Annotated in this window: 18 protein-coding genes and 3 pseudogenes; 8 read left to right on the top strand and 13 right to left on the bottom strand. The window is 64.2% G+C overall.

The genetic code is table 11. The features are described from left to right. Positions 1 to 92: 92 nt before the first annotated feature. On the top strand, positions 93 to 4,847 hold the full coding sequence (locus BM160_RS09405; protein ID WP_092004000.1) for an NAD-glutamate dehydrogenase: 4,755 nt from the start codon (positions 93 to 95) through the stop codon (positions 4,845 to 4,847). A gap of 103 nt (positions 4,848 to 4,950) precedes the next feature. On the opposite strand, the gene BM160_RS09410 is transcribed toward BM160_RS09405, so the two are convergent. The 3 genes and pseudogenes from BM160_RS09410 to BM160_RS09420 form a co-directional block, all read right to left on the bottom strand. Next, positions 4,951 to 5,436, bottom strand: a complete 486-nt coding sequence (locus BM160_RS09410; RefSeq protein WP_092004002.1) for an adenosine-specific kinase — start codon at positions 5,434 to 5,436, stop codon at positions 4,951 to 4,953. 35 nt (positions 5,437 to 5,471) lie between these two features. Beyond that, positions 5,472 to 5,897 (bottom strand): ABC transporter permease subunit, encoded by a 426-nt coding sequence (locus BM160_RS22925; protein ID WP_255368783.1) that lies wholly within the window; start codon positions 5,895 to 5,897, stop codon positions 5,472 to 5,474. Between the two features lie 198 nt (positions 5,898 to 6,095). Then, positions 6,096 to 6,815 (bottom strand): annotated as a pseudogene (locus tag BM160_RS09420) (aldehyde dehydrogenase family protein); the annotation flags it as partial. Here BM160_RS09420 and BM160_RS09425 point away from each other — a divergent pair. After that, positions 6,799 to 7,170, top strand: a pseudogene (locus tag BM160_RS09425) (Lrp/AsnC ligand binding domain-containing protein); the annotation flags it as partial. The pseudogenes BM160_RS09420 and BM160_RS09425 sit on opposite strands and share 17 nt — an antisense overlap. Before the next feature lie 21 nt (positions 7,171 to 7,191). Here the strand turns inward: BM160_RS09425 and BM160_RS09430 are convergent. After that, on the bottom strand, positions 7,192 to 7,887 hold the full coding sequence (locus BM160_RS09430; RefSeq protein ID WP_092004005.1) for a YggS family pyridoxal phosphate-dependent enzyme: 696 nt from the start codon (positions 7,885 to 7,887) through the stop codon (positions 7,192 to 7,194). A 64-nt stretch (positions 7,888 to 7,951) separates the two neighbouring features. On the opposite strand from BM160_RS09430, the gene BM160_RS09435 reads away from it, so the two are divergent. The 4 genes and pseudogenes from BM160_RS09435 to BM160_RS09450 all read left to right on the top strand — a co-directional run. Next, entirely contained in the window at positions 7,952 to 8,995 is a 1,044-nt protein-coding gene (locus tag BM160_RS09435) for a type IV pilus twitching motility protein PilT (RefSeq protein ID WP_092004009.1), read from the top strand. A 27-nt stretch (positions 8,996 to 9,022) separates the two neighbouring features. Continuing rightward, a complete protein-coding gene (locus BM160_RS09440) occupies positions 9,023 to 9,646 on the top strand; it encodes a Crp/Fnr family transcriptional regulator (protein WP_092004012.1) in 624 nt (207 codons plus the stop codon). A gap of 32 nt (positions 9,647 to 9,678) precedes the next feature. Then, positions 9,679 to 10,815 carry a PilT/PilU family type 4a pilus ATPase gene (locus BM160_RS09445; RefSeq protein WP_092004014.1) on the top strand — a complete coding sequence of 379 codons (1,137 nt, stop codon included), beginning with the start codon at positions 9,679 to 9,681 and terminating at the stop codon, positions 10,813 to 10,815. A gap of 20 nt (positions 10,816 to 10,835) precedes the next feature. After that, positions 10,836 to 11,780: pseudogene (locus tag BM160_RS09450) on the top strand (NAD(P)-dependent oxidoreductase); the annotation flags it as partial. A gap of 48 nt (positions 11,781 to 11,828) precedes the next feature. On the opposite strand, the gene BM160_RS09455 reads toward BM160_RS09450, so the two are convergent. From BM160_RS09455 to BM160_RS09465, 3 genes are all read right to left on the bottom strand, one after another. Continuing rightward, complete coding sequence (locus tag BM160_RS09455; RefSeq protein ID WP_092004020.1) at positions 11,829 to 12,491, bottom strand: BON domain-containing protein; 663 nt, start codon at positions 12,489 to 12,491, stop codon at positions 11,829 to 11,831. Beyond that, positions 12,488 to 13,087, bottom strand: a complete 600-nt coding sequence (locus BM160_RS09460; RefSeq protein WP_092004173.1) for a phosphoheptose isomerase — start codon at positions 13,085 to 13,087, stop codon at positions 12,488 to 12,490. The genes BM160_RS09455 and BM160_RS09460 overlap by 4 nt, the downstream gene beginning before the upstream one ends. Before the next feature lie 121 nt (positions 13,088 to 13,208). Further along, positions 13,209 to 13,691: a YraN family protein gene (locus BM160_RS09465; RefSeq protein ID WP_092004023.1), complete on the bottom strand. Its 483-nt coding sequence runs from the start codon at positions 13,689 to 13,691 to the stop codon at positions 13,209 to 13,211. A 50-nt stretch (positions 13,692 to 13,741) separates the two neighbouring features. Between BM160_RS09465 and rsmI the strand changes: the two genes are divergently transcribed. Both rsmI and BM160_RS09475 read left to right on the top strand, forming a co-directional pair. Next, positions 13,742 to 14,602 carry a 16S rRNA (cytidine(1402)-2'-O)-methyltransferase gene (gene rsmI / locus BM160_RS09470; RefSeq protein ID WP_177218971.1) on the top strand — a complete coding sequence of 287 codons (861 nt, stop codon included), beginning with the start codon at positions 13,742 to 13,744 and terminating at the stop codon, positions 14,600 to 14,602. After that, positions 14,599 to 15,825 carry a multidrug effflux MFS transporter gene (locus tag BM160_RS09475; protein ID WP_092004028.1) on the top strand — a complete coding sequence of 409 codons (1,227 nt, stop codon included), beginning with the start codon at positions 14,599 to 14,601 and terminating at the stop codon, positions 15,823 to 15,825. The genes rsmI and BM160_RS09475 overlap by 4 nt, the downstream gene beginning before the upstream one ends. Positions 15,826 to 15,838: 13 nt before the next feature. On the opposite strand, the gene BM160_RS09480 is transcribed toward BM160_RS09475, so the two are convergent. The 6 genes from BM160_RS09480 to BM160_RS09505 all read right to left on the bottom strand — a co-directional run bounded on the left by BM160_RS09480 (position 15,839) and on the right by BM160_RS09505 (position 21,779). Continuing rightward, a complete protein-coding gene (locus BM160_RS09480; RefSeq protein WP_092004031.1) occupies positions 15,839 to 16,327 on the bottom strand; it encodes a hypothetical protein in 489 nt (162 codons plus the stop codon). Between the two features lie 385 nt (positions 16,328 to 16,712). Further along, entirely contained in the window at positions 16,713 to 17,846 is a 1,134-nt protein-coding gene (locus BM160_RS09485; protein ID WP_092004034.1) for a M20 family metallopeptidase, read from the bottom strand. A gap of 47 nt (positions 17,847 to 17,893) precedes the next feature. After that, complete coding sequence (locus BM160_RS09490; RefSeq protein ID WP_092004037.1) at positions 17,894 to 18,781, bottom strand: alpha/beta hydrolase family protein; 888 nt, start codon at positions 18,779 to 18,781, stop codon at positions 17,894 to 17,896. A 57-nt stretch (positions 18,782 to 18,838) separates the two neighbouring features. Further along, complete coding sequence (locus BM160_RS09495; RefSeq protein ID WP_255368784.1) at positions 18,839 to 19,882, bottom strand: ABC transporter ATP-binding protein; 1,044 nt, start codon at positions 19,880 to 19,882, stop codon at positions 18,839 to 18,841. After that, a complete protein-coding gene (locus BM160_RS09500; RefSeq protein WP_092004042.1) occupies positions 19,879 to 20,862 on the bottom strand; it encodes an ABC transporter ATP-binding protein in 984 nt (327 codons plus the stop codon). The genes BM160_RS09495 and BM160_RS09500 overlap by 4 nt, the downstream gene beginning before the upstream one ends. Next, on the bottom strand, positions 20,859 to 21,779 hold the full coding sequence (locus BM160_RS09505; RefSeq protein WP_092004045.1) for an ABC transporter permease: 921 nt from the start codon (positions 21,777 to 21,779) through the stop codon (positions 20,859 to 20,861). The genes BM160_RS09500 and BM160_RS09505 overlap by 4 nt, the downstream gene beginning before the upstream one ends. Positions 21,780 to 21,785 lie beyond the last annotated feature (6 nt).

The following is a 21,785-nucleotide window of genomic DNA, read 5'->3' on the forward strand; positions in this document are numbered from 1 at the left end:
CGGCAGCGGCCCAAGCAGGCCTTTAAAAGCTACCCCTGCAGACCAGGGCAGGCCTAGAATCTTCCGTAACTACCAGAAGGACTGGAGACGCCATGAACACCACGCCGCTTGCCGAGTTGCTGAGCTATACCACCGAGCATGCCGGACCCAGTGCCAAACGGCTCTCCGAGTTTGTGTCGGCCTATTTTGAAAGCACCGACCCCGACGAAATTCTCGCGCGCGGACCGGCCACGCTGTTCGGCATTGCCAGCGCCCATTGGCGTTTGCTCGACACGCCCCGCGCGGCCCAGAGCGCCAAGATCCGGGTGTTCAACCCCACGCTGGCGGAAGATGGTTTTGTCAGCGACCACACCTCGGTCCAGATCGTGCACGACAACATGCCATTTCTGGTCGACTCGGTCACCATGGCCATCAATCGCAGCGGCCGCACGGCGCACTGGATCGTGCACCCCTTGCTGCACGTGGCCCGCAATGCGCAGGGTCGTCCCGACACGGTGGGCAGCGCGGCGGGGGCCAACGCCGGCGGAGGAAGCACCCCCATCGAATCGCTCATCATGGTGGAATGCGACCGCATTCTGGGTGCGGCAGAGCGTGACGCGCTGGCCCATGACCTGGACCGGGTACTGGGCGATGTCCGTGCCGCGGTGCAGGACTGGCAGGCCATGCTCGAACGCATCCAGGCCCTGAGGCTGGCGGTGGCGCGCTCGCCGCTGTCGCCCGCCAGCAAGCAGGAAGGCAGCGAGTTCCTGCGCTGGCTGGAGGACCGGCATTTCACCTTTCTGGGCGCGCGCGACTATGACATCCGGCGCGATGGCGACGCCGTCAGCCTGATCGCGCTCCCGGAGTCTGGTCTGGGCATTCTGCGCGGCGCTCCGCAGACGGCAGCGTCACGCCTGCCGCCCGACGCCGTAGCCCTGCTGGAGTCCGACGAGCTGGTGCTGGTCACCAAGGCCATGACGCGCGCCACCGTGCACCGCCCGGCCTGGCTAGACTACATCGCCGTCAAGCGCTTTGACGACGCCGGCAACGTCGTTGGGGAGGCCCGCTTTCTGGGGCTCTATACCTCGACCGCCTATGCCGCCGCGGTGGGGGATATTCCGCAGGTGCGGCGCCGCGCGGCGGACGTGATCGCCAATGCGGGCGTGGTGCCGGACAGTCACGCGGCCAAGTCCCTGCAGTCGATTCTGGACGCCTACCCGCGCGACGAGTTGTTCCAGATCGACACCGCCACGCTGGCCGAGCATGCCATAGGCATCCTGCGGCTGCAGGAGCGCCAGCGCACCCGCCTGTTCCTGCGTCGCGACCCGTTTGGCCGCTTCACCTCGACCCAGGTCTTCGTGCCCCGCGACCGCTATAACACCGAGTTGCGCGTGAAGATCGGCGCCGAGTTGATGGCAGCCCTGGATGGCCAGTCGCTCGAATTCACACCCATGCTGACCGACAGCCCGCTGGCGCGCATTCACTACCTGGTGCGCGCCCGCGAGCAGGCCCCCGTGAGCGTTGACCTGCGCGCGCTCGAAGCGCGGCTGGCCAGACTGGCCCAGCGCTGGGAAGACGAGTGCACCAGCGAGCTGCTGCGCGCGCACGGCGAGGGCCCTGGCCTGGCGCTGGCCCACCGTTTTGCCAACGCCTTTCCCACGGCCTACCGTGAGGATTTTTCGGCGGCCGTCGCCGCCGAAGACGCCGACATGCTGGCCGGCCTGAGCGCCGCCTCGCCGCTGGCCGTCAAGCTGTACCGTCCGCTCGATGCCGGCGAAAGCCTGTTGCGCCTGAAGATCTACAACACGTCCAAGGTTCCGCTGTCGGACTCGCTGCCGGTGCTCGAGCGCATGGGCGTCCGGGTGCTGGACGAGCACCCCTACCGGATCGGCAGCGATGCGCTGTGGATTCACGACCTGGGCCTGCAACTGCCGGCCAACACCGATCTGGCGACCGTCAAGCCACGGTTCGAGGCCCTGTTTGCGCAGGCCTGGCGCGGCGAGGTCGAAAGCGACGACCTGAACCGGCTGGTGCTGAGCACCGCGCTCGACGCACGCGCCATTGCCGTGCTGCGCGCCTACACCCGCTACTTCAAGCAGCTGGGTTTTGGCTTCAGCCAAAGCTATATCGAAGCCACGCTGAACAGCAACGCGGGCCTCACCGAGGAGCTCGTCAGGCTGTTCAAGGCCCGCTTCGACCCGGCCCTGACGGGCAACCGGGACGAGGCCCAGCAGCAGCTCACAAAGCAGATCGAAGCGCATCTTGGCGCCGTGGCCAGCCTGGACGAAGACCGCATCCTGCGCCAGTTTTTCCTCACCATTGCGGCCACCCTGCGCACCAGCTTCTGGCAACACAGCGCCGGCGGCGAAGGCAAGCCCTACCTGTCGTTCAAGCTCAATCCGCGCGAAGTCCCCGGCGTGCCCGAGCCCAAGCCGCTGTTTGAAATCTGGGTCTATTCGCCGCGCGTCGAGGGGGTGCATCTGCGCGGCGGCAAGGTCGCGCGCGGCGGCCTGCGCTGGTCGGACCGCCGCGAGGACTTCCGCACCGAAGTGCTGGGCCTGGTGAAAGCCCAGCAGGTCAAGAACACCGTCATCGTGCCGGTCGGCTCCAAGGGCGGCTTCGTGCTCAAAAATGCTCCGCCCGCCAGCGACCGCGAAGCCTATCTGGCCGAGGGTGTGGCCTGCTACAAGCTGTTCCTCTCGGGCCTGCTGGACCTGACCGACAACGTGGTCAAGGGCGCGGTGGTGCCGCCGGCCAACGTGGTCAGGCATGACCCGGACGACCCCTACCTGGTGGTGGCGGCCGACAAGGGAACCGCCACCTTCTCCGACATTGCCAACGGCGTGTCGGCCGATTACGGCTTCTGGCTGGGTGACGCCTTCGCCTCGGGCGGCTCGGTCGGCTACGACCACAAGAAGATGGGCATCACGGCGCGCGGCGCCTGGGAATCGGTCAAGCGCCACTTCCGCACCCTGTCGGTCAACACCCAGACCACGCCGTTCACGGTGGCGGGCATCGGTGACATGTCGGGTGACGTGTTCGGCAACGGCATGCTGCTGTCCGAGCACATCCGGCTGGTGGCTGCCTTTGATCACCGCCACATCTTCATCGACCCCGCGCCCGATACGGTGCGCTCCCTTGCCGAGCGCCAGCGCCTGTTCGCCCTGCCCCGGTCGAGCTGGGACGACTACGACAAGCACCTGATTTCCGCCGGCGGCGGGGTCTATCCGCGCTCGGCCAAGGCGATCAGCCTGAGCCCGGAGGCGCGCGCCGCGCTCGGCATCGAGGCCGCCGAGCTGAGCCCGGTCGAGCTGCTGCGGGCCATCTTGCTGGCGCCGGTAGACCTGCTCTACAACGGCGGCATCGGCACCTATGTGAAGGCCGCTTTCGAGAGCCACGCCCAGGTGGGCGACAAGGCCGGCGACGCGTACCGTGTCAACGGCGGCGAACTGCGCTGCAAGGTGCTGGCCGAGGGCGGCAACCTGGGCTGCACGCAGAACGGCCGCATTGAATACGCGCAAAAAGGCGGCCTGATCTACACCGACGCGATCGACAACTCGGCCGGCGTGGACTGCTCCGACCACGAGGTCAACATCAAGATACTGCTGGGCAGCGTGGTGGAGGCCGGAGATTTGACGCTCAAGCAGCGCAACGACCTGCTGGCCTCGATGACGGACGAGGTGGGCCTGCTGGTGCTGACCGACAACTACTACCAGACCCAGGCGCTCGACGTCGCCAGCCATCGCCCCTTGTACGTGCTGGACGGGCAGCAGCGCCTGATGCAATGGCTGGAGCGCACCGGCCGCCTGAACCGTGCCATCGAGTTTTTGCCGACGGATGACGAGATTGCCAGGCGCAGGGCACGTAAGACCGGGCTCACGGCGCCCGAAGGCGCCGTGGTGCTGGCCTACGCCAAGATGTCGGTGTTCGACGAGCTGGTGGCCAGCAACCTGCCGGACGATCCCTATTACAGCCGCGCGCTCAAGGCCTACTTCCCCAAGGTCCTGACGGAAAAATTTGGCGCGGCCATCGCCAGCCACCCGCTCAAGCGCGAGATCATCGCCACCTTCATCACCAACACGGTGCTCAACCGCACCGGGGCCACCTTCGTCAATTTCATCGCCTCAGAGGCGAGTGCGACCGCGGCCGACGTGATTCGCGCCTTCACGCTGGCGCGCGAAATCTTTGATCTCGAGACCCTGTGGGACCAGATTGACGCGCTGGACTACCGCGTGGAAGCCAGCCTGCAACTCGACCTGCTGACCCAATTGATCGCCATTGCCCAGCGAGCTTCGCGCTGGATGCTGCGCGTTCGCACCCAGAGCACCGATCTGCCCACCCTGATCACGCGCTACCAGCCTGCGGCGCGCGAGTTGCGAGCGCATCTGGCGGACTGGTTGCCGGCATCCGACCACGCCAGCTGGGAGCAGGCCACCCAAACACTCGTGCAGGCCGGCGTGGAGCCGGCGCTGGCGCAAAACCTGACGGCGCTGGAGTTCATCTTCCCGGCGCTAGACCTGGTCGATCTGGCGCAAAGCGCCAATACCGGGCTGGAGCAGGCGGCACGCGCCTATTTTGCCGTCGACAGCGAGCTGGGCCTGATGCTTTGGCGCGCGGAAATCAAGCGTCTGCCCACGGACACGCTGTGGCAAACCCAGGCCCGCGGCAGCGCGCGCGACGACGTCTATTCGATCGCCAGCCAGATCACCCAGGGCCTGTTGTCGCGCGGCGAAGCTCTGGCGGGCTGGCACGACCGCAATGCACAGGCCATTGAACGCCTGCGCAGGCTGCTGGCCAGCATCAGCACCCAAGGCTCGGACCTGGCGCCGGTATCGGTGGCGCTGCGCGAACTGCGTCATCTCGCCTGAGAACTGTTGATGCCAGCCCCATGAAACGCGAACCGATCAAATCCTTTGTTGCGACGCTCCAGGAGTCCGGGCGGTAGAAGCCTTGCAGGCAAAGACTGAGATGTCAGAGCTTGTAGCCGATCTGCCGCAGCAAATTCTTTCGCCAGTTGATTTCAACATCGTCCTCGACCCCTCGGGGAGAAAAGCCATCCACCACGCCCAGGATGCCGCGTCCCTGTTGCGTCTCGACGAGAACCACTTCGGTCGGATTGGCGGTCGCGCAGAAGATGCGGCAGACCTCCGGCACCATTTTGACGGCATTCAACACATTCAGTGGGTAGAAACCATCCCCAAGAAAAATGATGAAGCAATGGCCGGCGGCAAGGGCCTTGGCGTTGTTGCGGGCCAGCTCGAGCATGGCGGGATCGGTGCCCGACCATCGCACCAGGCATTTGCCGGAGGCTTCGCAAAAAGCCAGGCCGAACTTGATGCCCGGCACAGCGGCCACCAGCGCTTCGTGGAGGTCCTCAACGGACTTGATGAAGTGGGTCTGCCCCAGAATGAAGTTGATCGCTTCCGGCTTGTCGATTTTCACGGTAATGAGCTGCATATCGAACGTCTCCTTTTCCAATTCCGATGAGCCGATCATTTGACCGCGCCGACGCTGACCGTGTATCGCGACGAGCGGGTGATGAAGGTCAGCGCGTAGACGAATTCCTGCATCACCAGCGTGAGCGTGGAAATGACGACGGTCAGCATCCCCACCGAGGCAAGCGGCACCACGACTTGCAGGAAGGCGCCGAAGCGCCTCAGGCCGTCCATCATCGCCGCTTCCTCGATGTCGCGCGGCACGGCCTTGAAGAAGCCCATCATCAGCCAGGTGCGGAACGCAACGGTGAAGCTCGGGTACTTCAGCGTTCGATTCGCTGCATGTGCCCTGGGCAGAATGAAGGGGCCGAGGCCGGCTGCGCCGGTGGCCTGGATGATGCGGCGTCGGCGGGCATCGGCGCGGGCTGACGAACCGGACGCCATGTCCCGGTGCGAATGATTTAGCCTTGCCTCGTTCGCCATGGCTGCCTCCTCGTTCAAAAGAGAAGTAGGCACTCGTCCCACTGGCGCTGCTTGCCCATTCGGTATGGGAGTCGATGCCGGGATAAAAATTCCCTTGGATCATCGCCCTGCCCGTCAAATGAACCCGCAGCAGCCAGCGCCGCCACAGAGGCCTGAGCGGGGTCTGCGCGGCCTGGGGTTTCGCAGCTGGAGGCTGGCTCAGCCCGCCAGCAATGCCACGTTGCCACCCGCCGCCGTGGTGTTGACCGTCACCGTCTGCTCGGCGCAAAAGCGGTACAAATAGTGCGGGCCGCCAGCTTTCGGGCCGGTGCCGGAGAGGCCTTCGCCGCCGAAAGGCTGCACGCCCACCACCGCGCCAATCATGTTGCGATTCACATAGATGTTGCCGACATGGACTGCGGCTCCCAGCGCCTGGGCGCGCGAGTCTATGCGGGTCTGCAGGCCCAGCGTGAGGCCGTAGCCCAGGGCGTTGACCTGCTCAATCACCGCCTCTGGGGTCTTGAGCGCGCCGCTGCCCCAGCGCACGATTTGCAGCACCGGGCCGAAGATTTCGTCCTTGACTTCAGCCAGGCTGGCCACCTCGAAAGCCGCGGGCGCCAGCGTATTCGCTATTAAATCAATAGCTGGCTGCGCCCGGTTCTTCTGGGCTAGCTGCGGTTTTGATGCAGAACTCAGGCGCTGTAGGTGTTTTTGGATATTGTCAAAGGCCTCGCGGTCTATCACCGGGCCGACGTCGGTGGCCAGCTCGGCCGGATCGCCGACCACCAGCTCCTGCGCCGCGCCTTGAATCATTTCAATCACGCCATCGGCGATGCCCTCATGTACACACAAGAGGCGCAGCGCCGAGCAACGCTGGCCGGCCGAGCGGAAGGCGCTTTGCACCACGGCGTCGACCACCTGCTCGGGCAGCGCCGTGCTGGCTCGCGTGCAGCGGCTGACCAAGGGCGGCTACATCCTGGGCTACGAGGCGCGGTTGGACCCGCGCAAGCTGGGCGCCGGCATGATGGTGTTTGTCGAGGTGCTGCTGGACCGCACCACGCCCAATGTGTTTGAAGCCTTCAAGGCGGCGGTGCAGGTGCACGCCGAAATCATGGAATGCCACATGGTGGCCGGTGGCTTTGACTATCTGCTCAAGACCCGCATGGCCGACATGGCGACCTACCGCGCCTTTGCCGGCACGGTGCTGTGGCAGCTGCCCGGCGTGCGCGAAACCCGTACCTATGCGGTGATGGAGGAGGTGAAGAACACCACCCGGCTGGCGCTGGGGGTGTGAGGCTGGCGCGTGGAGGCCTTGCTACCTACCGCCAAAAATCGCCGTACCCACCCGCACCATGGTGCTGCCGGCGTGAATCGCCGCCTCCAGATCCGCCGTCATGCCTAGCGACAGGGTGTCCATGGGGACTGGCAGCACGCCGGCCGCATTGATCTGGTCAAAAATGGCTTTTGTCCTGGCGTGCAGGGCGCAAGCAGCTACAAAATCAGGAGCAGGCTCGGGAATGGCCATCAAGCCGCGCAGCGTCAGGCGCGGCAACTGGGCGACTTGCCGCGCCAGCTCAAGCGTCTCATCGGGCGCCAGGCCGGATTTGTTGGCACCGCCATCCACATTGACCTGCAGGCAGATCTGCAGCGGCGGCAGATGCGCCGGCCGCTGCTCGCTCAGGCGCTGGGCAATCTTCAATCTGTCCACCGAGTGCACCCAGTCAAAATGCTCGGCCACCAGGCGGGTTTTGTTGCTTTGCACCGGGCCTATGCAGTGCCATTCCAGGGAGCTGCGGTCCGCCTGCAAGGCCTGGATTTTTTCCACGCCTTCGGCAATGTAGTTTTCTCCGAAGGCGCGCTGGCCGTCACTCATGGCCTCAGCCACCGCCCCGGCATCAAAGGTCTTGGACACCGCCAGCAGACGTACGCTGGAGGGGTCGCGTCCGGCGGCGATGCAGGCGGTGGTAATCCGGTCACGGACAAGCTGGAGGTTGCTCACAATCGTGGTCATAATCAGAATGTAAACGCAGAATCAAATGTGATTAATTCGTAACAAATAGACAAGGATTCCCGGGATGGATATCACGCAGCTGCTGGCCTTTAGCGTCAAGAACAAGGCCTCCGACTTGCATTTGTCGGCCGGCTTGCCGCCCATGATCCGGGTCCACGGCGACGTGCGGCGCATCAATATCGATCCGCTGGACCACAAACAGGTGCATGCCATGGTGTACGACATCATGAACGACACCCAGCGCAAAAACTACGAAGAGTTTCTCGAGGTTGATTTCTCCTTCGAGATCGACGGTCTGGCGCGCTTTCGCGTCAACGCCTTCAACCACAATCGCGGCGCCGGCGCGGTGCTGCGAACCATTCCCTCCAAAATCCTGACGCTGGAGCAGCTCAACGCGCCCAAGATTTTCGGCGAGCTGGCGCTGAAACCGCGCGGCATGGTGCTGGTGACCGGCCCGACCGGCTCGGGCAAGTCCACCACGCTGGCGGCCATGGTCAACTACCTGAACGAAAACGAGTACGGCCACATCCTGACGGTGGAAGACCCGATCGAGTTTGTCCATGAATCGAAAAAATGCCTGATCAACCAGCGCGAGGTCGGCCCGCATACGCTGAGCTTTAGCGCGGCGCTGAAATCGGCCTTGCGGGAAGATCCCGATGCGATTTTGGTGGGCGAAATGCGCGACCTGGAAACCATACGCCTGGCCATGACCGCCGCCGAAACCGGCCACCTGGTGTTTGGCACGCTGCACACCTCTAGCGCCGCCAAAACGATTGACCGGATCATTGACGTGTTCCCGGCCGAAGAAAAGGAAATGATCCGCTCCATGCTGTCGGAATCGCTGCAAGCCGTGATCTCGCAAACCCTGTGCAAGACCAAGGACGGCCAGGGTCGGGTGGCGGCGCATGAAATCATGCTGGGCACTAGCGCCATCCGCAATCTGATCCGCGAAGCCAAGGTGGCGCAGATGTATTCGTCCATCCAGACCGGCAACAGCGTGGGCATGCAGACGCTGGACCAGAACCTGACCGAGCTGGTCAAGCGCAATGTGATCTCCGCTGCCGAAGCACGCGGCAAGGCCAAAATTCCTGACAACTTTCCGGGCTGAAGCGCCTGCAACTAGGAGAACAGCCCCATGAAAGGTTTACTCGGACTTCTCAAACAGTCCTCCCGGGCGCGCGGCGACAGCGACGGCAGCGATTCGCTGCTCTTTTCCACCGCTTTTGCCGAACAGGGTATAGACGCGTCAAAGCTGATCCCCTGGGAGGCCCGCGCCAACGAGGTCGGCGCCAAGCGCCTGTCAGCCTCACGCGGCTGCAAGCTGCTGCAGGCGCTGTGGGCCAAGGACAGATACATGGCGCAAATGGCCACGCACCGGCTGGAGCATTTCTTCGAATTTGCCACCGTGCCGGCGAACCGCGACATCATTCGCCAGGACGAATACGGCGACTTCATGATCGTGCTGCTGACCGGCACCATCGCGGTGGATAGGGAGCAGCCCTGGGGCGAACGCCTGCGCCTGACCGAAACGCGCCAGGGTGACATCCTGGGTGAAATGTCGCTGCTAGACAGCGGCATGCGCTTTTCAGTCTGCACCTCGCTGAATGAATGTGAGATTGCCGTGCTGAGTGCGCAGGCGCTCGACGAGATGATGGCTGCAGATCCAGCCTTGGCTGCCAGCATGATCGCCCTGCTGGCGCGCAAGCTCTCGCGTCGTCTCAGGGTGGTCAGCGCCCGCCTCAGCGAAAAGAAGAGCTAAGCAGCCAAGACTGAACATGCATAGGAGCCGTCATGGAACGCGACCAGGCCAGTAAATTCATCAACGACCTGCTCAAGCTGATGGTCAGCCGCAGCGGCAGTGACCTCTTCATCACCGGCGACTTTCCGCCGGCCATGAAGGTCGATGGCAAAGTCACCAAGGTGTCGTCTCAGCCCCTCAATGCCAGCCACACGCTGGCACTGGCGCGCGCCATCATGAACGACAAGCAGGCGGCCGAATTTGAACGCACCAAGGAATGCAATTTCGCCATCTCACCGCCCGGTGTGGGCCGTTTTCGCGTCAATGCCTTCATCCAGCAGGGCAAGGTTGGCATGGTGATGCGGGTGATCCCGGCCGTGCTGCCTACCATTGACGGGCTGGGCGTGCCACAGGTCCTGAAGGACGTGGTGATGAGCAAGCGGGGCTTGATCATTCTGGTCGGCGCCACCGGCTCGGGCAAATCCACCTCCATGGCGGCCATGGTGGACTGGCGCAACGAGCAATCGTTTGGCCATATCATCACGATCGAGGACCCGGTGGAGTTCGTCCATCCCCACAAGAACTGCGTGGTCACGCAGCGCGAAGTGGGGCTGGACACCGACAGCTGGGAAGCCGCACTCAAAAACACGCTGCGCCAGGCGCCCGATGTGATTTTGATGGGCGAGATCCGCGACCGCGAAACCATGGAACACGCCATCGCCTTCGCCGAAACCGGCCACCTGTGCCTGGCTACCCTGCACGCCAACAGCGCCAACCAGGCGCTGGACCGCGTGATCAACTTTTTCCCGGAAGAGCGGCGCACACAGTTGCTGATGGACTTGTCGCTCAACCTCAAGGCCATGATTTCGCAGCGCCTGGTGCCCAAGCAAGATGGCAAGGGCCGCTTCGCCGCGGTGGAGGTCATGCTCAATTCGCCGCTGATCTCTGACCTGATCTTCAAGGGCGATGTCTCCGAAATCAAGGAGATCATGAAGAAAAGCCGCAACCTGGGCATGCAGACCTTCGACCAGGCACTGTTTGACGCCTTCGAGAGCCACGCCATCTCCTATGAAGATGCGCTGCGCAACGCTGATTCGGTGAACGACCTGCGCCTGCAGATCAAGCTCAACTCGCAGCGCGCCAAGTCAACCGACCTGGCCGCCGGCACCGAGAACTTTGCCATCGTTTAAACCCGTCGCGGCGCGGGCCACGGCATACACAACACTCAGAGATTTCCACCATGAACAGCACTCATCCCAAAAGCTACGAAGCCAGCGCTGCGCTCAAAGTCGCCTTCCTCGGCCTGGGCGTGATGGGTTATCCCATGGCCGGCCATCTGGCGCTAGCCGGCCACCAGGTCACGGTGTACAACCGCAGTGCTGCCAAGGCCGCGGCCTGGTGCAGCGAGTTTGCCCGCACCAAGAGCCCGCACCAGGCGGCCACGCCCAAACTGGCTGCGGCAGATGCCGACATTGTGTTTTGCTGCGTCGGCAACGACGACGATCTGCGCTCCGTCACACTGGGTGCCGACGGGGCTTTTGCCGGCATGAAGCCAGGCGCCATCTTTGTCGACCACACCACGGCCTCTGCCACGGTAGCCAGGGAACTCTATGCCGCGGCCAAGCAAATCGGCCTGCAGTTCATCGATGCCCCGGTATCGGGCGGCCAGGCCGGAGCCCAGAACGGTGCGCTCACCGTGATGTGCGGCGGCGATGCGGCCGCCTTCGATGCCGTCAAGCCCGCCGGCATGGCATTTTCCAAGGCCTTCACCCTGATGGGCGAAGCCGGCGCCGGCCAGCTCACCAAAATGGTCAACCAGATCTGCATTGCCGGCCTGGTGCAGGGCTTGAGCGAAGCCGTGGCCTTTGGCCAGAAGGCCGGGCTCAATGTGAATCAGGTGCTGGAGGTGATAGGCAAGGGTGCGGCGCAAAGCTGGCAGCTGGATAACCGCGGCAAGACCATGGCGGCCGACCAGTTCGACTTCGGTTTCGCCGTCGACTGGATGCGCAAGGATCTAGGACTGGTGCTGGACGAAGCCAAGCGCAATGGCGCCCGTTTGCCCGTGACGGCCCTGGTGGACCAGTTTTACGCCGATGTGCAGGCCATGGGCGGCCAGCGCTGGGACACCTCCAGCCTGATCAAGCGCCTGAAGTAGTGAGTAGTGCTGTGAGGCGCCGCCGCAGTGCGCGGCGCTCACGGCGCATCAGCCTGCTGAAGGCTTGTTGGCCGCAGGTTGTGGCTTGGCCGGCGCGGGCAACATGCGGGCCAGTTCGTCCTCGCTGATGATCTCGAAAATGCGTACAACTTTTTGCACGCCAGGGGTGGCTCTAACCACTGCGGTGGCTCTATCCGCCTCGCGCTGGGTCACCCGCCCCAGCAGATAGGTCGTACCTCGCTCGGTGACAACCTTGAAGGCATTGGAAGACAGGTCACGGGCATCGACCAGCATGGCCTTGACGCGCCCGGTCACCAGCGTGTCGGAAGAACGCTGGGTCAGGCCGGCGTTGCCCATCACGGCCAGTTCGTTGACCACCGAGTTCACATTTTCAACCCGCATCACGATTTGCTCGACCAGTTGCTTGTCTTGCGCCGTCGGTACTTCACCGGTCAATAGCACCTGCCGGCTGTAGCTGGTCAGATTGACGTGGGCTCTATCGCCGACTTCGCTGCGAAGGCGACTGCTGGCCCGCAGCTCTATCCCCTCGTCTTCGAGCTGGGTGCCCGAGGTACGGCGGTCGGTGGCCACCAGTGACCCCCCGGCCACGGCTCCACCCACGACCAGCGGCACGCAGGCCGTGAGAGCGCCGCAGAGCAGCGTTGCCGCGCCTACCGATAAGACCAGCCTTTTCATCACAACACATTTCATACCGAAGACTCCTGATCGCCAAGTAACTGGGTGTCCACACCATCGCAAATGCAATGCAGGACAAGTAAATGCACTTCCTGGATGCGGGCGGTTCGCTCGTGCGGCACGCAAATATGCACGTCGGTTTCGCGCAAGGCCTGCACCACCGCGCCACCGCCCCGGCCGGTCAGCGCCACCACGGTCATCTCGCGCTCATGGGCCGCTTCAATGGCCGCCAGGACATTGGCCGAGTTGCCGCTGGTGCTGAGCGCCAGCAAGACATCGCCAGCGCCGCCCAGAGCCCGGACCTGTTTGGAAAAAATCACCGAGAAATCGTAGTCATTGGCAATCGCCGTGAGGATGGAGCTGTCCGTCGTCAGGGCAATCGCACCGAGCTCGGGCCGCTCGCGTTCATAGCGGCCGACGAATTCGGCGGCGAAATGCTGGGCATCAGCGGCCGAGCCGCCATTGCCGCAGGCCAGCACCTTGCCGCCACTGGTGACGCTGGCCAGAATGGCTTGCACTGCTGCGGCTATGGGTTTGGATAGAAGTTGCGCCGCCTGGTATTTGAGGTCGGCGCTGTCGATGAATTGCTGTTCGATACGTTGTTCAAGCATGGCGCCATGATAGCGGGTCACGATACCGAGCGCCCCCGGGAAGCGGCCTGTCCGGGCTCAATGCAAGGCATGCTTACAAATTTCACGCCCGCTTGCCGCAGCCAGGGCAATGGCGCCGCGTTCAGGACGCATCGAAGGCGGCCTGCAGCCATTCGATCTGGCCATCCCCGGCGTTGGCCGGCGCAGCGCCGGGCAGCAGGCCCTGCAGCAGCACCACATCGAAACGGCAGGGCGGCGGGCTGGCAAAACGCAGCAGATAATGCCGCGCGGCAAAAATGATGCGCTGCTGCTTGACGCGGCTGATGCTGGCCGCCGCGCCCCCATGCGAAGCGGCAGTGCGCTGGCGCACCTCGACAAACACCAGCGTGCCATCGGCTGCGCGCATCACTAGGTCAATCTCGCCGCCGCCGCGTCCCGGCGTCCGATAATTGGCCTCAAGCAACTTCAGGCCGGCCCGGAGCAGGTAGGCGAGCGCGACAGACTCCGCCGCATCACCGCGCGACTTGGTGGTAACCTGCTTTGGCAACGCCTGGGCGCCATCACTGGCGCCTTTTTCGACGCCATTCGACGGCGAATGGGCAAATTGTTTTCTGGAAAACCACATTGAACGCTTCTTTCGAATTGGCACTGGATGCGGCTCGCGCCGCGGCGGGCATGCAGCATTATCCGCAAGCCACGCTGTATGTCGTAGCCACCCCCATCGGCAACCTGGCCGACATCAGCCTGCGCGCCCTGCATGTGCTGCAACTGGTCGACGCCATCGCCTGTGAAGACAAACGCCACACCCAGCCCCTGCTGCGTCAATACGGCGTAGACAAGCCCTTGCTGGCGGTGCACCAGCACAACGAGGCCGAGGCCGCCGGACTGGTGGTGGAGCGGCTGCAGCGCGGCGAGCGCGTGGCCTATGTCAGCGATGCCGGCACGCCCGCCGTCAGCGACCCAGGCGCGCGCCTGGTCGCCGCGGTACGCGCTGCCGGCCTGGCGGTCATGCCCCTGCCCGGCGCCAGCAGCGTCACCACCGTACTGAGCGCCGCTGGCGTGACCCGCGCCGAAGGCAGCGAAGGCAGCGGCAGCAGCTTTGTGTTTGCCGGCTTCTTGCCCAGCAAAGCCGGCGAACGCGATCAGGCCATCGCACTGCTGCAGGCCGATGCGCGCGCCATCGTGATTCTGGAAGCCCCGCACCGCATCGAAGCCCTGGCGCGCGCGCTTGGCCTGCTGCAAGGCCGGCTGATCACCGTGGGGCGCGAGCTGACCAAGCAGTTCGAGGAAATCGCCACCATGCCGGCGCAAGATTTTGCCGCCTGGCTGGCTGCAGGGCCTCAACGCACACGCGGCGAATTTGCCCTGGTGCTCCACGCTTCGGCCCCTCACGAAGGCCCCGATGACAGCATGCGGGTGCTGCAGCTGCTGCTGGCAGAGCTGCCACTCAAGACCGCCGTCAAGCTGGCAGCCGACATCACCGGCGCTTCGCGCAACGAACTCTACGACACCGCCTTGAAACTCAAAAAAGAATGAATCCCAACGCAGACTCCCTCTGGCGCGGTCCACGCTGGACCCTCGCCGCCCTGCTGGCCGTGCTCGGCATGCTCGGGCCTTTTTCCATAGACACCTATCTGCCGGCCTTTGCCGGCATGAGCGAATCACTGGGCGCAACGCCGGTGGAAATGCAGCAAACGCTGTCGGCCTACCTGTTTGGTTTTGCCTTCATGAACCTGTTTCATGGCGCGCTGGCCGACAGCTTTGGCCGCAGGCCGGTGGTGTTGTGGGGCATTGCCATGTTCACGCTGGCATCGGCCGGCTGCGCCTTGTCACAAAGCGTCGGGCAGCTGGTGTTTTTCAGGGCCATGCAAGGCTTGTCCACCGGCGCGGGCATTGTGGTGTCGCGCGCCGTGATACGCGACATGTTTCCTCCGGCGCAGGCACAGCAGGTCATGAGCCAGGTCACCATCTACTTTGGCGTGGCACCGGCCATCGCACCCATCGTCGGCGGCTGGCTGTTTGTGCACCTGGGCTGGCACAGCATTTTCTGGTTTCTGACGGCGGTCGGTGTCGTGCTCTGGGTCACCAACTTCCGGTATTTGCCCGAAACCCTGCAGCGCGAGGCGCGCCAGCCCTTTGAAGTGCGGCACCTGATGCGCGGCTACTGGCAGCTCGGCTCCAGCCCCCGCTTCTTGCTGCTGGCGCTGGCCAGCGGCGTGCCCTTTAACGGCATGTTTTTATATATCTTGTCAGCCCCGGCGTTTCTGGGTCAGCACCTGGCCTTGCAGCCCATCCAGTTTTTCTGGTTTTTCGTGCTGACCATCTCGGGCATCATGTCGGGAGCCTGGCTGAGCGGCCGCATGGCCGGCAGAATCGCCCCCAAGCAGCAGATCCGCCACGGCTTTGTCATCATGCTGGTGACATCCGTGCTCAACCTGGTGGCCAACCTGCTGTTCGACGCCCATGTGTCCTGGGCCTTGTTTCCGATCGCCCTGTTTGCATTTGGCTGGGCCTTGATGGTGCCGGTGGTGACGCTGCTGGTGCTTGACCTCTACCCCGAGCGGCGCGGCATGGCCTCGTCCCTGCAAGCCTTTGTCGGTTCTGCCGCCAACGGCATCGTGGCCGGCGTGGTCGCGCCGCTGGTGATGCACTCCACCCCGGCACTGGCCGCCGCCTCACTGGGCATGATGTGTGTGGGCCTGCTGGCCTGGCTCTACCTGCACCGGCGCTGGCCGGAAATCGGTCGCGCGGTGGTGTGACAGCCAGGCACGCTCAGTTGTTGTCGTTCAATCTGATGGGAATTTCCATGCCCTGGCCGGTGCGCTGAACCACATTGCGCCCGTCCAGGTAGACCCAGAACAGCATGTCCTGGAGGTTGTGATCCAGCCAGCGATAGGTCATGACATCACCAGACCAGGAGCCGACACGGTCAACGCTGGCAGGCCGGCCGAACTCGCGCTCCACGTCTTCGCGCGTCCATTTGCCGGACTCGACTTTGGCGAACTCGCTGGCCTGCAAAGCCTGCCTGACGGTCAACACCTTGCCCGCCGCATCCAGATCGACCATCACGGCGCTCTGGCCGGCAGGCTGACCCGAATACTGCAACCGCGATCCCGTGCCCAGGGGCACCACCCGCGAGGGCTTGCCATAGTGGGCCAGGACTTCCTCGCGTGACATGCCGGGCTGCACCGCGGTCGTGGCGCAAGCCCCCAACAGCAGCACGGCAAGCGCCAGGCTTGAAAGCATTTTGATCATTTTCATGGTGACTCCTTGATATAGACCATTCGACAAGCGATCACAGGCAATGTTCCCCGGCGGCACTGGCTGCGCCAGCCCGCCCTGCACGGCCCCAGCGGGAACTAGCCGAAATCCGCGCTATGCAAGCAAATTATGGATCAAATCGGCCTCCAGCCCAGGTGGATCATGCGCCATCAGCTATTCATTTAATAGCAGTTCGAGCAACGTCAGCGCGGGCATGAGCGGCCTAACAAAACATCAGGGCGACCAGGGCGGCATCTTCACCGAGATTGAGCAAGGCGTAGCCGGCCATCCGGTAAGCCCAGAACACCATTGTGTCCATCCATGGCAGGAGATTCATGGGGCCATGACCAGCGAAGAATCAGTTCACGGTAACGGCAAGCAGCGCTTAGGCACCCAGGCTGGTCAGCAGCTTTTGCCAGAACACCAGCCGCTGGCTCAGGGTAGATACCAGAATGTATTCATTCAAGGTGTGCGCGCCGTCGCCATCCGCGCCCAGGCCATCGAGCGTAGGAATGCCCAGGGCCGCGGTGAAATTGGCATCGCTGCCGCCGCCCGTCATGGGCGCGTCTTCCAGCGTGAAGCCGGCTTGTGCGGCGCACACCTGGGCGCGACTCAGCAGTTCGGCGGCAGCGGCGGTCTTGACCATGGGCGGGCGGTTCAGCTCGACCTGGATCTCCAGCCGCACATCCGGGTCTTGCGGCGTCAGGGCTTGCATGCGCCCTATTACCTCGTCGGCCGCTGCCATGTCCGGCACACGGAAGTCCACCGCCGCCTCGCAGACAGAGGGTACGGTGTTGGTGACGGTACCGCCGGCAATAGTGCCCACGCTGACCGTGATCCCGCGCGCATAGTCCGTCATGGCTTCCAGCACCAGCACCTGCCTGGCCATTTCGCGAATCGCGCTACGGCCCTTCTCATGTTGCAGCCCGGCGTGCGCCGGCCGGCCGTGCGCCTTCAGGCGCATCATGCCTATGCCCTTGCGCGCGGTCACGCACCTGCCGCCATCGGCGCGCGCCGGTTCGCAGACCAGCACGTAGTGGGCCTGATGCGCAAACTGCTCTATCGCCTGGCGCGAACTATGGCTGCCGGTCTCTTCATCCGGCACCAGCAGAAAATCGACCGGCAGCGGCGTGGCGCCTGGCGCCGACAGCTGGCCCAGCGCCGTCAAGGCCAGGTAAATACCGGCCTTCATGTCATAGCTGCCCGGCCCATAAAGCCGGTCGCCCTCGATACGGCAGGGGTTTTGCAACAAGGTGCCGACCGGATGGACGGTGTCCAGGTGACCCAGGAGCAACAGCCCCTTGCGCTGGTCGCCGGCGGCGCGATTGCTGATGTGCAGCAAGGGGCCGGTGGTGTCGCCCAGCGAGCTGACCTTGGCCGTCAGTCCCAGCTCCTTGGCATGCTGCTCCACCATGGCGACCATGGCGGCAATGCCCTGCGGCGAGCTGGACGGGGATTCGCAGCGCAACCAGCTTTGTATGCCGGCGGCGAGTTGAGCGGTGCTGGGGTCTAGGGACATGGGGTTCCTTCAGAAGGTCAAGAGCGGCGTGCGCCAGCAAGAAGGCTTCAGGCCACCTGCTGGCCGGCCAGGCGCGCCATCGCATCCGCATCGGGCATACGGCCCTCAAACCACAGGCTGGCGCAGATCGCCGACATGGCGCTGCCGTCGTGGCCTATGCCGGGGCAAACCTGCAGCGTCCAGCCGAAGGGAACGCCGCGGCTGGCGGCCTCGCGCTTGCCGGCCTCGAAATAGTGCCGCGCCCGTGCGAAGCGTTGCGGGCCCTGACGCAGAGCGGCGGGCTCGGACGGCAGATGCGGATCATTCGTCTCCGTATCCTGGTCACCGGCGAGTAGGGTCAGCGGATAGGCCAGCAGCCGCAGCAAGTGCGCTTCGGACAGCGCCACGCCGCCCAGGCCCTCGGGATAGGGCTGCGCCAGGGTGGGCAGCGTGTACCAGCCCGGATTGCCGGCGGCCACACGGGCCCAGGGACTGTGCGGCTGGCTGCTCAGGAGACGGTGCACAAACTGCCCGCCGGCCGAATGGCCAAACAGATAGGCCTGCTCGCGGCTGGTGATGCCGGCGGCGCGCAGATCGGCAAACACACGCGCGCAAATCGCATAAGTCCAGCTGGCCGTCGGCCGCAACAGACCGGACTCGTCATGGATGCGGCCGTTGTTATAGCTTTCCACGCCGGGCCAGTCCTCGTTGCCAAAGGTCGGGGCGACGATGAGTACCTTGTGCTTGTCCGCGGCGTCGATCCAGAAATCCCGGTAGTCGTCGCCGTTACGCAGCACGCCGTGCTGCACCACCACCACCGGACGGTCCGGCGTGTAGCCCTCTGGCCTATAGGTTTGCAGTGTCAGCGGATGCTGGGGATTTTCGCTATCGTGATAGACGATGGCGTTGCGCCCGGTGCCGCTCAGGGCGTGAGAAATGCGATCAATATTTGACATGGCGGCGCAATCAACAAGACGAAAACAGGGGCGGCAAGAAAGGCCGGCAGGGCCGGCTCAAGCCTCGTTCAGATGGCAGGCCGACCAGTGCCCGGGCGCGATTTCCCGCTGCAGCGGCACCTCTTCGCGGCAACGCGACATGGCATGCGGGCAGCGCGGATGAAAGGTGCAACCCGGCGGTGGCGCCAGCGGCGAGGGAATCTCCCCTTTGATGGGAATGAATTTGTGGCCGCGCCGGCCGACCTCGGGAATTTCCGCCAGCAACGCCTGGGTGTAGGGGTGGTTGGCTCGGGAGAAAATCTCGGCGGCGCTGGCAATCTCCACCAGCCGGCCCAGGTACATGATGGCGACGCGATCGGAGATGTGGCGAACCACGCTCAAGTCATGGCTGATGAACAAATAGGTAAAGCCATGCTGCTCGCGCAGGTCCATGAACAGATTGATCACCTGCGCCTGTATCGAGACGTCAAGCGCCGCCACCGGCTCGTCGCAGACCAGCAGGGAGGGCTGCACCATCAGCGCGCGCGCGATGCCGATACGTTGGCGCTGGCCGCCCGAGATCTGATGCGGATAGCGATCACGGTACTCAGGGCTCAGACCGACGGCGGCCAGGGCGGCATCCACCCGCGCGCCAATTTCGGCCGACGGCACCAGCTGATGCACCGCCAGCGGCTCGGCCAGAATCTGGCGCAGGCGCTGGCGCGGATTGAGCGAGGCCTGCGGATCCTGGAAAATCATCTGCACGCCCAGGGTATAGGCCAGGCGATCGGCGCCGCTCAGACTGGCGACGGACTGTCCCTTGTAGCGAAAATCACCGGAAGACTGCCGGTGCAGACCGGCCACCACGCGGCCCAGGGTTGATTTTCCGCAACCCGACTCACCCACCAGGCCCAGCACCTCGCCGCGGGCAATCGACAGATTGACACCATTGACCGCATGCACAGCCCGGTTCTTGAGCGGACGACCGGCCAGCGCCAGCACCCTTTGGGCCAGGTCGGGGCGCTGCTTGAATGATTTGTAGACCTCGGTCAGTTCAACGACGGGCGTTGCGCCAGCGGCCTCGGAAGACGGCCCGTTCATGGGGGAGGATGCTTGATTCATGCGGGCCACACTGTGCGCTCGACCGGGGCGTGGCAGCGGAAGCTGCGCGTGCCCTCGGTGGTGATGGGGGGCAGCTGCTCGGCGCAACTGGCCACGGCATGGGTGCAACGCGGCTGGAAGGCGCAGCCCAGCGGCCGGCTCGACAGGCTGGGCGCCATGCCATTGATCTGCTGCAGGCGCTGGCCGGGCTTGGTCATGCGCGGCATGGACTGCAGCAGGCCCAGGGTATAGGGATGGCGCGGCGACTCCAGAATGTCAGCCACCGGCCCGGTCTCGACGATACGCCCGGCATACATCACGGCGACGCGGTCGGCCAGCTCGGCCACCACGCCCAAATCATGGGTGATCCAGATCAGGGCGGTGTTTTGCGTCTTGCAGATCTCCTGCATGCGATACAGGATCTGGCCCTGAATGGTCACGTCCAGCGCGGTGGTCGGCTCGTCGGCAATGATCAGGTCCGGATGGTTCAACATCGCAATGGCGATCGCCACACGCTGACGCATGCCGCCCGAGAACTCGTGCGGATAGCTCTGCAACCGGCTTTCGGGCGAGGCAATGCCGACCATGCCCAGCGCGTCACGGCAGCGCGCCAGCGCGCTCTCGCGCGAGACATTTTCATGGGTCAGTATCGCTTCCATCATCTGCTCGCCGATGCGCAGCACCGGGTTCAGCGTCATCAGCGGGTCCTGAAAAATCATGGCGATGCGGTTGCCGCGCAGGTGACGCATCTGCTCTTCGGTGAGGGTTCGCAAGTCGGTGCCGTCGAAGCGGACCTCGCCTGCAACGATCTCGCCGGGAGGATCGATCAGGCCCAGCAGCGAAAAGCCGGTGACGGATTTACCCGAGCCGGACTCGCCGACCAGGCCCAGGATTTCACCGCGGCGCAGCGTCAGATCGACGCCATCGACCGCCGGCCAGGCGCCCGCGGCGGTATGAAACGCAGTGCGCAAGCCGCGCACGTCCAGAAGCAAGTCGTTCATGCTTGTTGCGGGTCCAGGCTGACGCGCAGGCGGTCGCCCACGATATTGATGGTCAGGATCAGCAGCAGCAGCGCGATCCCGGGAAACATGCTGATCCAGTAGTCACCCGACAGCAGATACTGAAAGCCGTTGGCAATCAGCAGGCCCAGCGAGGGCTCGGTCACCGGCACACCGACGCCCAGAAAGGACAGCGTGGCCTCCAGCACGATGGCGCCGGCAATCTGTATGGTGGCGACCACCATCACCGGCCCCAGGCAATTGGGCAGCAGATGAACCAGCATGATGCGCCAGGCCGGATAACCCAGATTGGCGGCGGCTTCGACATATTCCTTGCGCCGCTCCTGCAAGGCCCGGCTGCGCATGATGCGCGCGTAATGCGCCCATTGCACGATCACCAGCGCCAGCACCACCTTGTCGACGCCGCGGCCCATCATGGCCAGCAACACCAGCGCCACCAAAATGGTCGGAAAGCCGAGAATGAAGTCCACCACGCGCATCAGCATGGCGTCGACAAAGCCGCCGGCATAGGCGGCCAGCAGCCCCACCAGACTGCCTATCAGGGTAGCCAGGGCAACCGCACTCAGGCCCACGATGAGACTGATGCGCAAGCCATACAAAATGGCGCTGAGCATGTCGCGGCCCTGGTCGTCGGTGCCCAGCCAGTAAAAGCCGCCATCCATCCTGGGGGACCAGGGCGGCAGGCGACCGTCGAGCAGATTCAGGTTGGCCAGGTCATAGGGATTTTGCGGCGCGAAATAAGGCGCGACCAGGATCAACACGATCAGGGCCAGCAACACCAGCGCCGAGCCCTTGGCGGTCGGGCGGGCGCGTATCTTTTTCATGATGGCGGCGCGCTGCGGGGTTTCCGCCAGCGCCGCCAGGGTGCGCGCGGGCACCGGGTCAGTCAGTTTCGTCATGGAGTT

The organism is Polaromonas sp. OV174, assembly GCF_900112285.1.
Classification (GTDB): Bacteria; Pseudomonadota; Gammaproteobacteria; order Burkholderiales; family Burkholderiaceae_C; genus Polaromonas.

Excerpts from the sequence above, each read along its gene's own strand:
- BM160_RS09490 (WP_092004037.1), bottom strand. The coding sequence starts at position 18,781 with ATGTCAAATATTGATCGCATTTCTCACGCCCTGAGCGGCACCGGGCGC.
- BM160_RS09435 (WP_092004009.1), top strand. The coding sequence starts at position 7,952 with ATGGATATCACGCAGCTGCTGGCCTTTAGCGTCAAGAACAAGGCCTCC.
- BM160_RS09410 (WP_092004002.1), bottom strand. The coding sequence starts at position 5,436 with ATGCAGCTCATTACCGTGAAAATCGACAAGCCGGAAGCGATCAACTTC.
- BM160_RS09495 (WP_255368784.1), bottom strand. The coding sequence starts at position 19,882 with ATGAATCAAGCATCCTCCCCCATGAACGGGCCGTCTTCCGAGGCCGCT.
- rsmI (WP_177218971.1), top strand. The coding sequence starts at position 13,742 with ATGCAGCATTATCCGCAAGCCACGCTGTATGTCGTAGCCACCCCCATC.
- BM160_RS09440 (WP_092004012.1), top strand. The coding sequence starts at position 9,023 with ATGAAAGGTTTACTCGGACTTCTCAAACAGTCCTCCCGGGCGCGCGGC.
- BM160_RS09430 (WP_092004005.1), bottom strand. The coding sequence starts at position 7,887 with ATGACCACGATTGTGAGCAACCTCCAGCTTGTCCGTGACCGGATTACC.
- BM160_RS09460 (WP_092004173.1), bottom strand. The coding sequence starts at position 13,087 with ATGCTTGAACAACGTATCGAACAGCAATTCATCGACAGCGCCGACCTC.
- BM160_RS09405 (WP_092004000.1), top strand. The coding sequence starts at position 93 with ATGAACACCACGCCGCTTGCCGAGTTGCTGAGCTATACCACCGAGCAT.
- BM160_RS22925 (WP_255368783.1), bottom strand. The coding sequence starts at position 5,897 with ATGGCGAACGAGGCAAGGCTAAATCATTCGCACCGGGACATGGCGTCC.
- BM160_RS09505 (WP_092004045.1), bottom strand. The coding sequence starts at position 21,779 with ATGACGAAACTGACTGACCCGGTGCCCGCGCGCACCCTGGCGGCGCTG.
- BM160_RS09465 (WP_092004023.1), bottom strand. The coding sequence starts at position 13,691 with ATGTGGTTTTCCAGAAAACAATTTGCCCATTCGCCGTCGAATGGCGTC.
- BM160_RS09475 (WP_092004028.1), top strand. The coding sequence starts at position 14,599 with ATGAATCCCAACGCAGACTCCCTCTGGCGCGGTCCACGCTGGACCCTC.
- BM160_RS09455 (WP_092004020.1), bottom strand. The coding sequence starts at position 12,491 with ATGAAATGTGTTGTGATGAAAAGGCTGGTCTTATCGGTAGGCGCGGCA.
- BM160_RS09485 (WP_092004034.1), bottom strand. The coding sequence starts at position 17,846 with ATGTCCCTAGACCCCAGCACCGCTCAACTCGCCGCCGGCATACAAAGC.
- BM160_RS09480 (WP_092004031.1), bottom strand. The coding sequence starts at position 16,327 with ATGAAAATGATCAAAATGCTTTCAAGCCTGGCGCTTGCCGTGCTGCTG.
- BM160_RS09445 (WP_092004014.1), top strand. The coding sequence starts at position 9,679 with ATGGAACGCGACCAGGCCAGTAAATTCATCAACGACCTGCTCAAGCTG.
- BM160_RS09500 (WP_092004042.1), bottom strand. The coding sequence starts at position 20,862 with ATGAACGACTTGCTTCTGGACGTGCGCGGCTTGCGCACTGCGTTTCAT.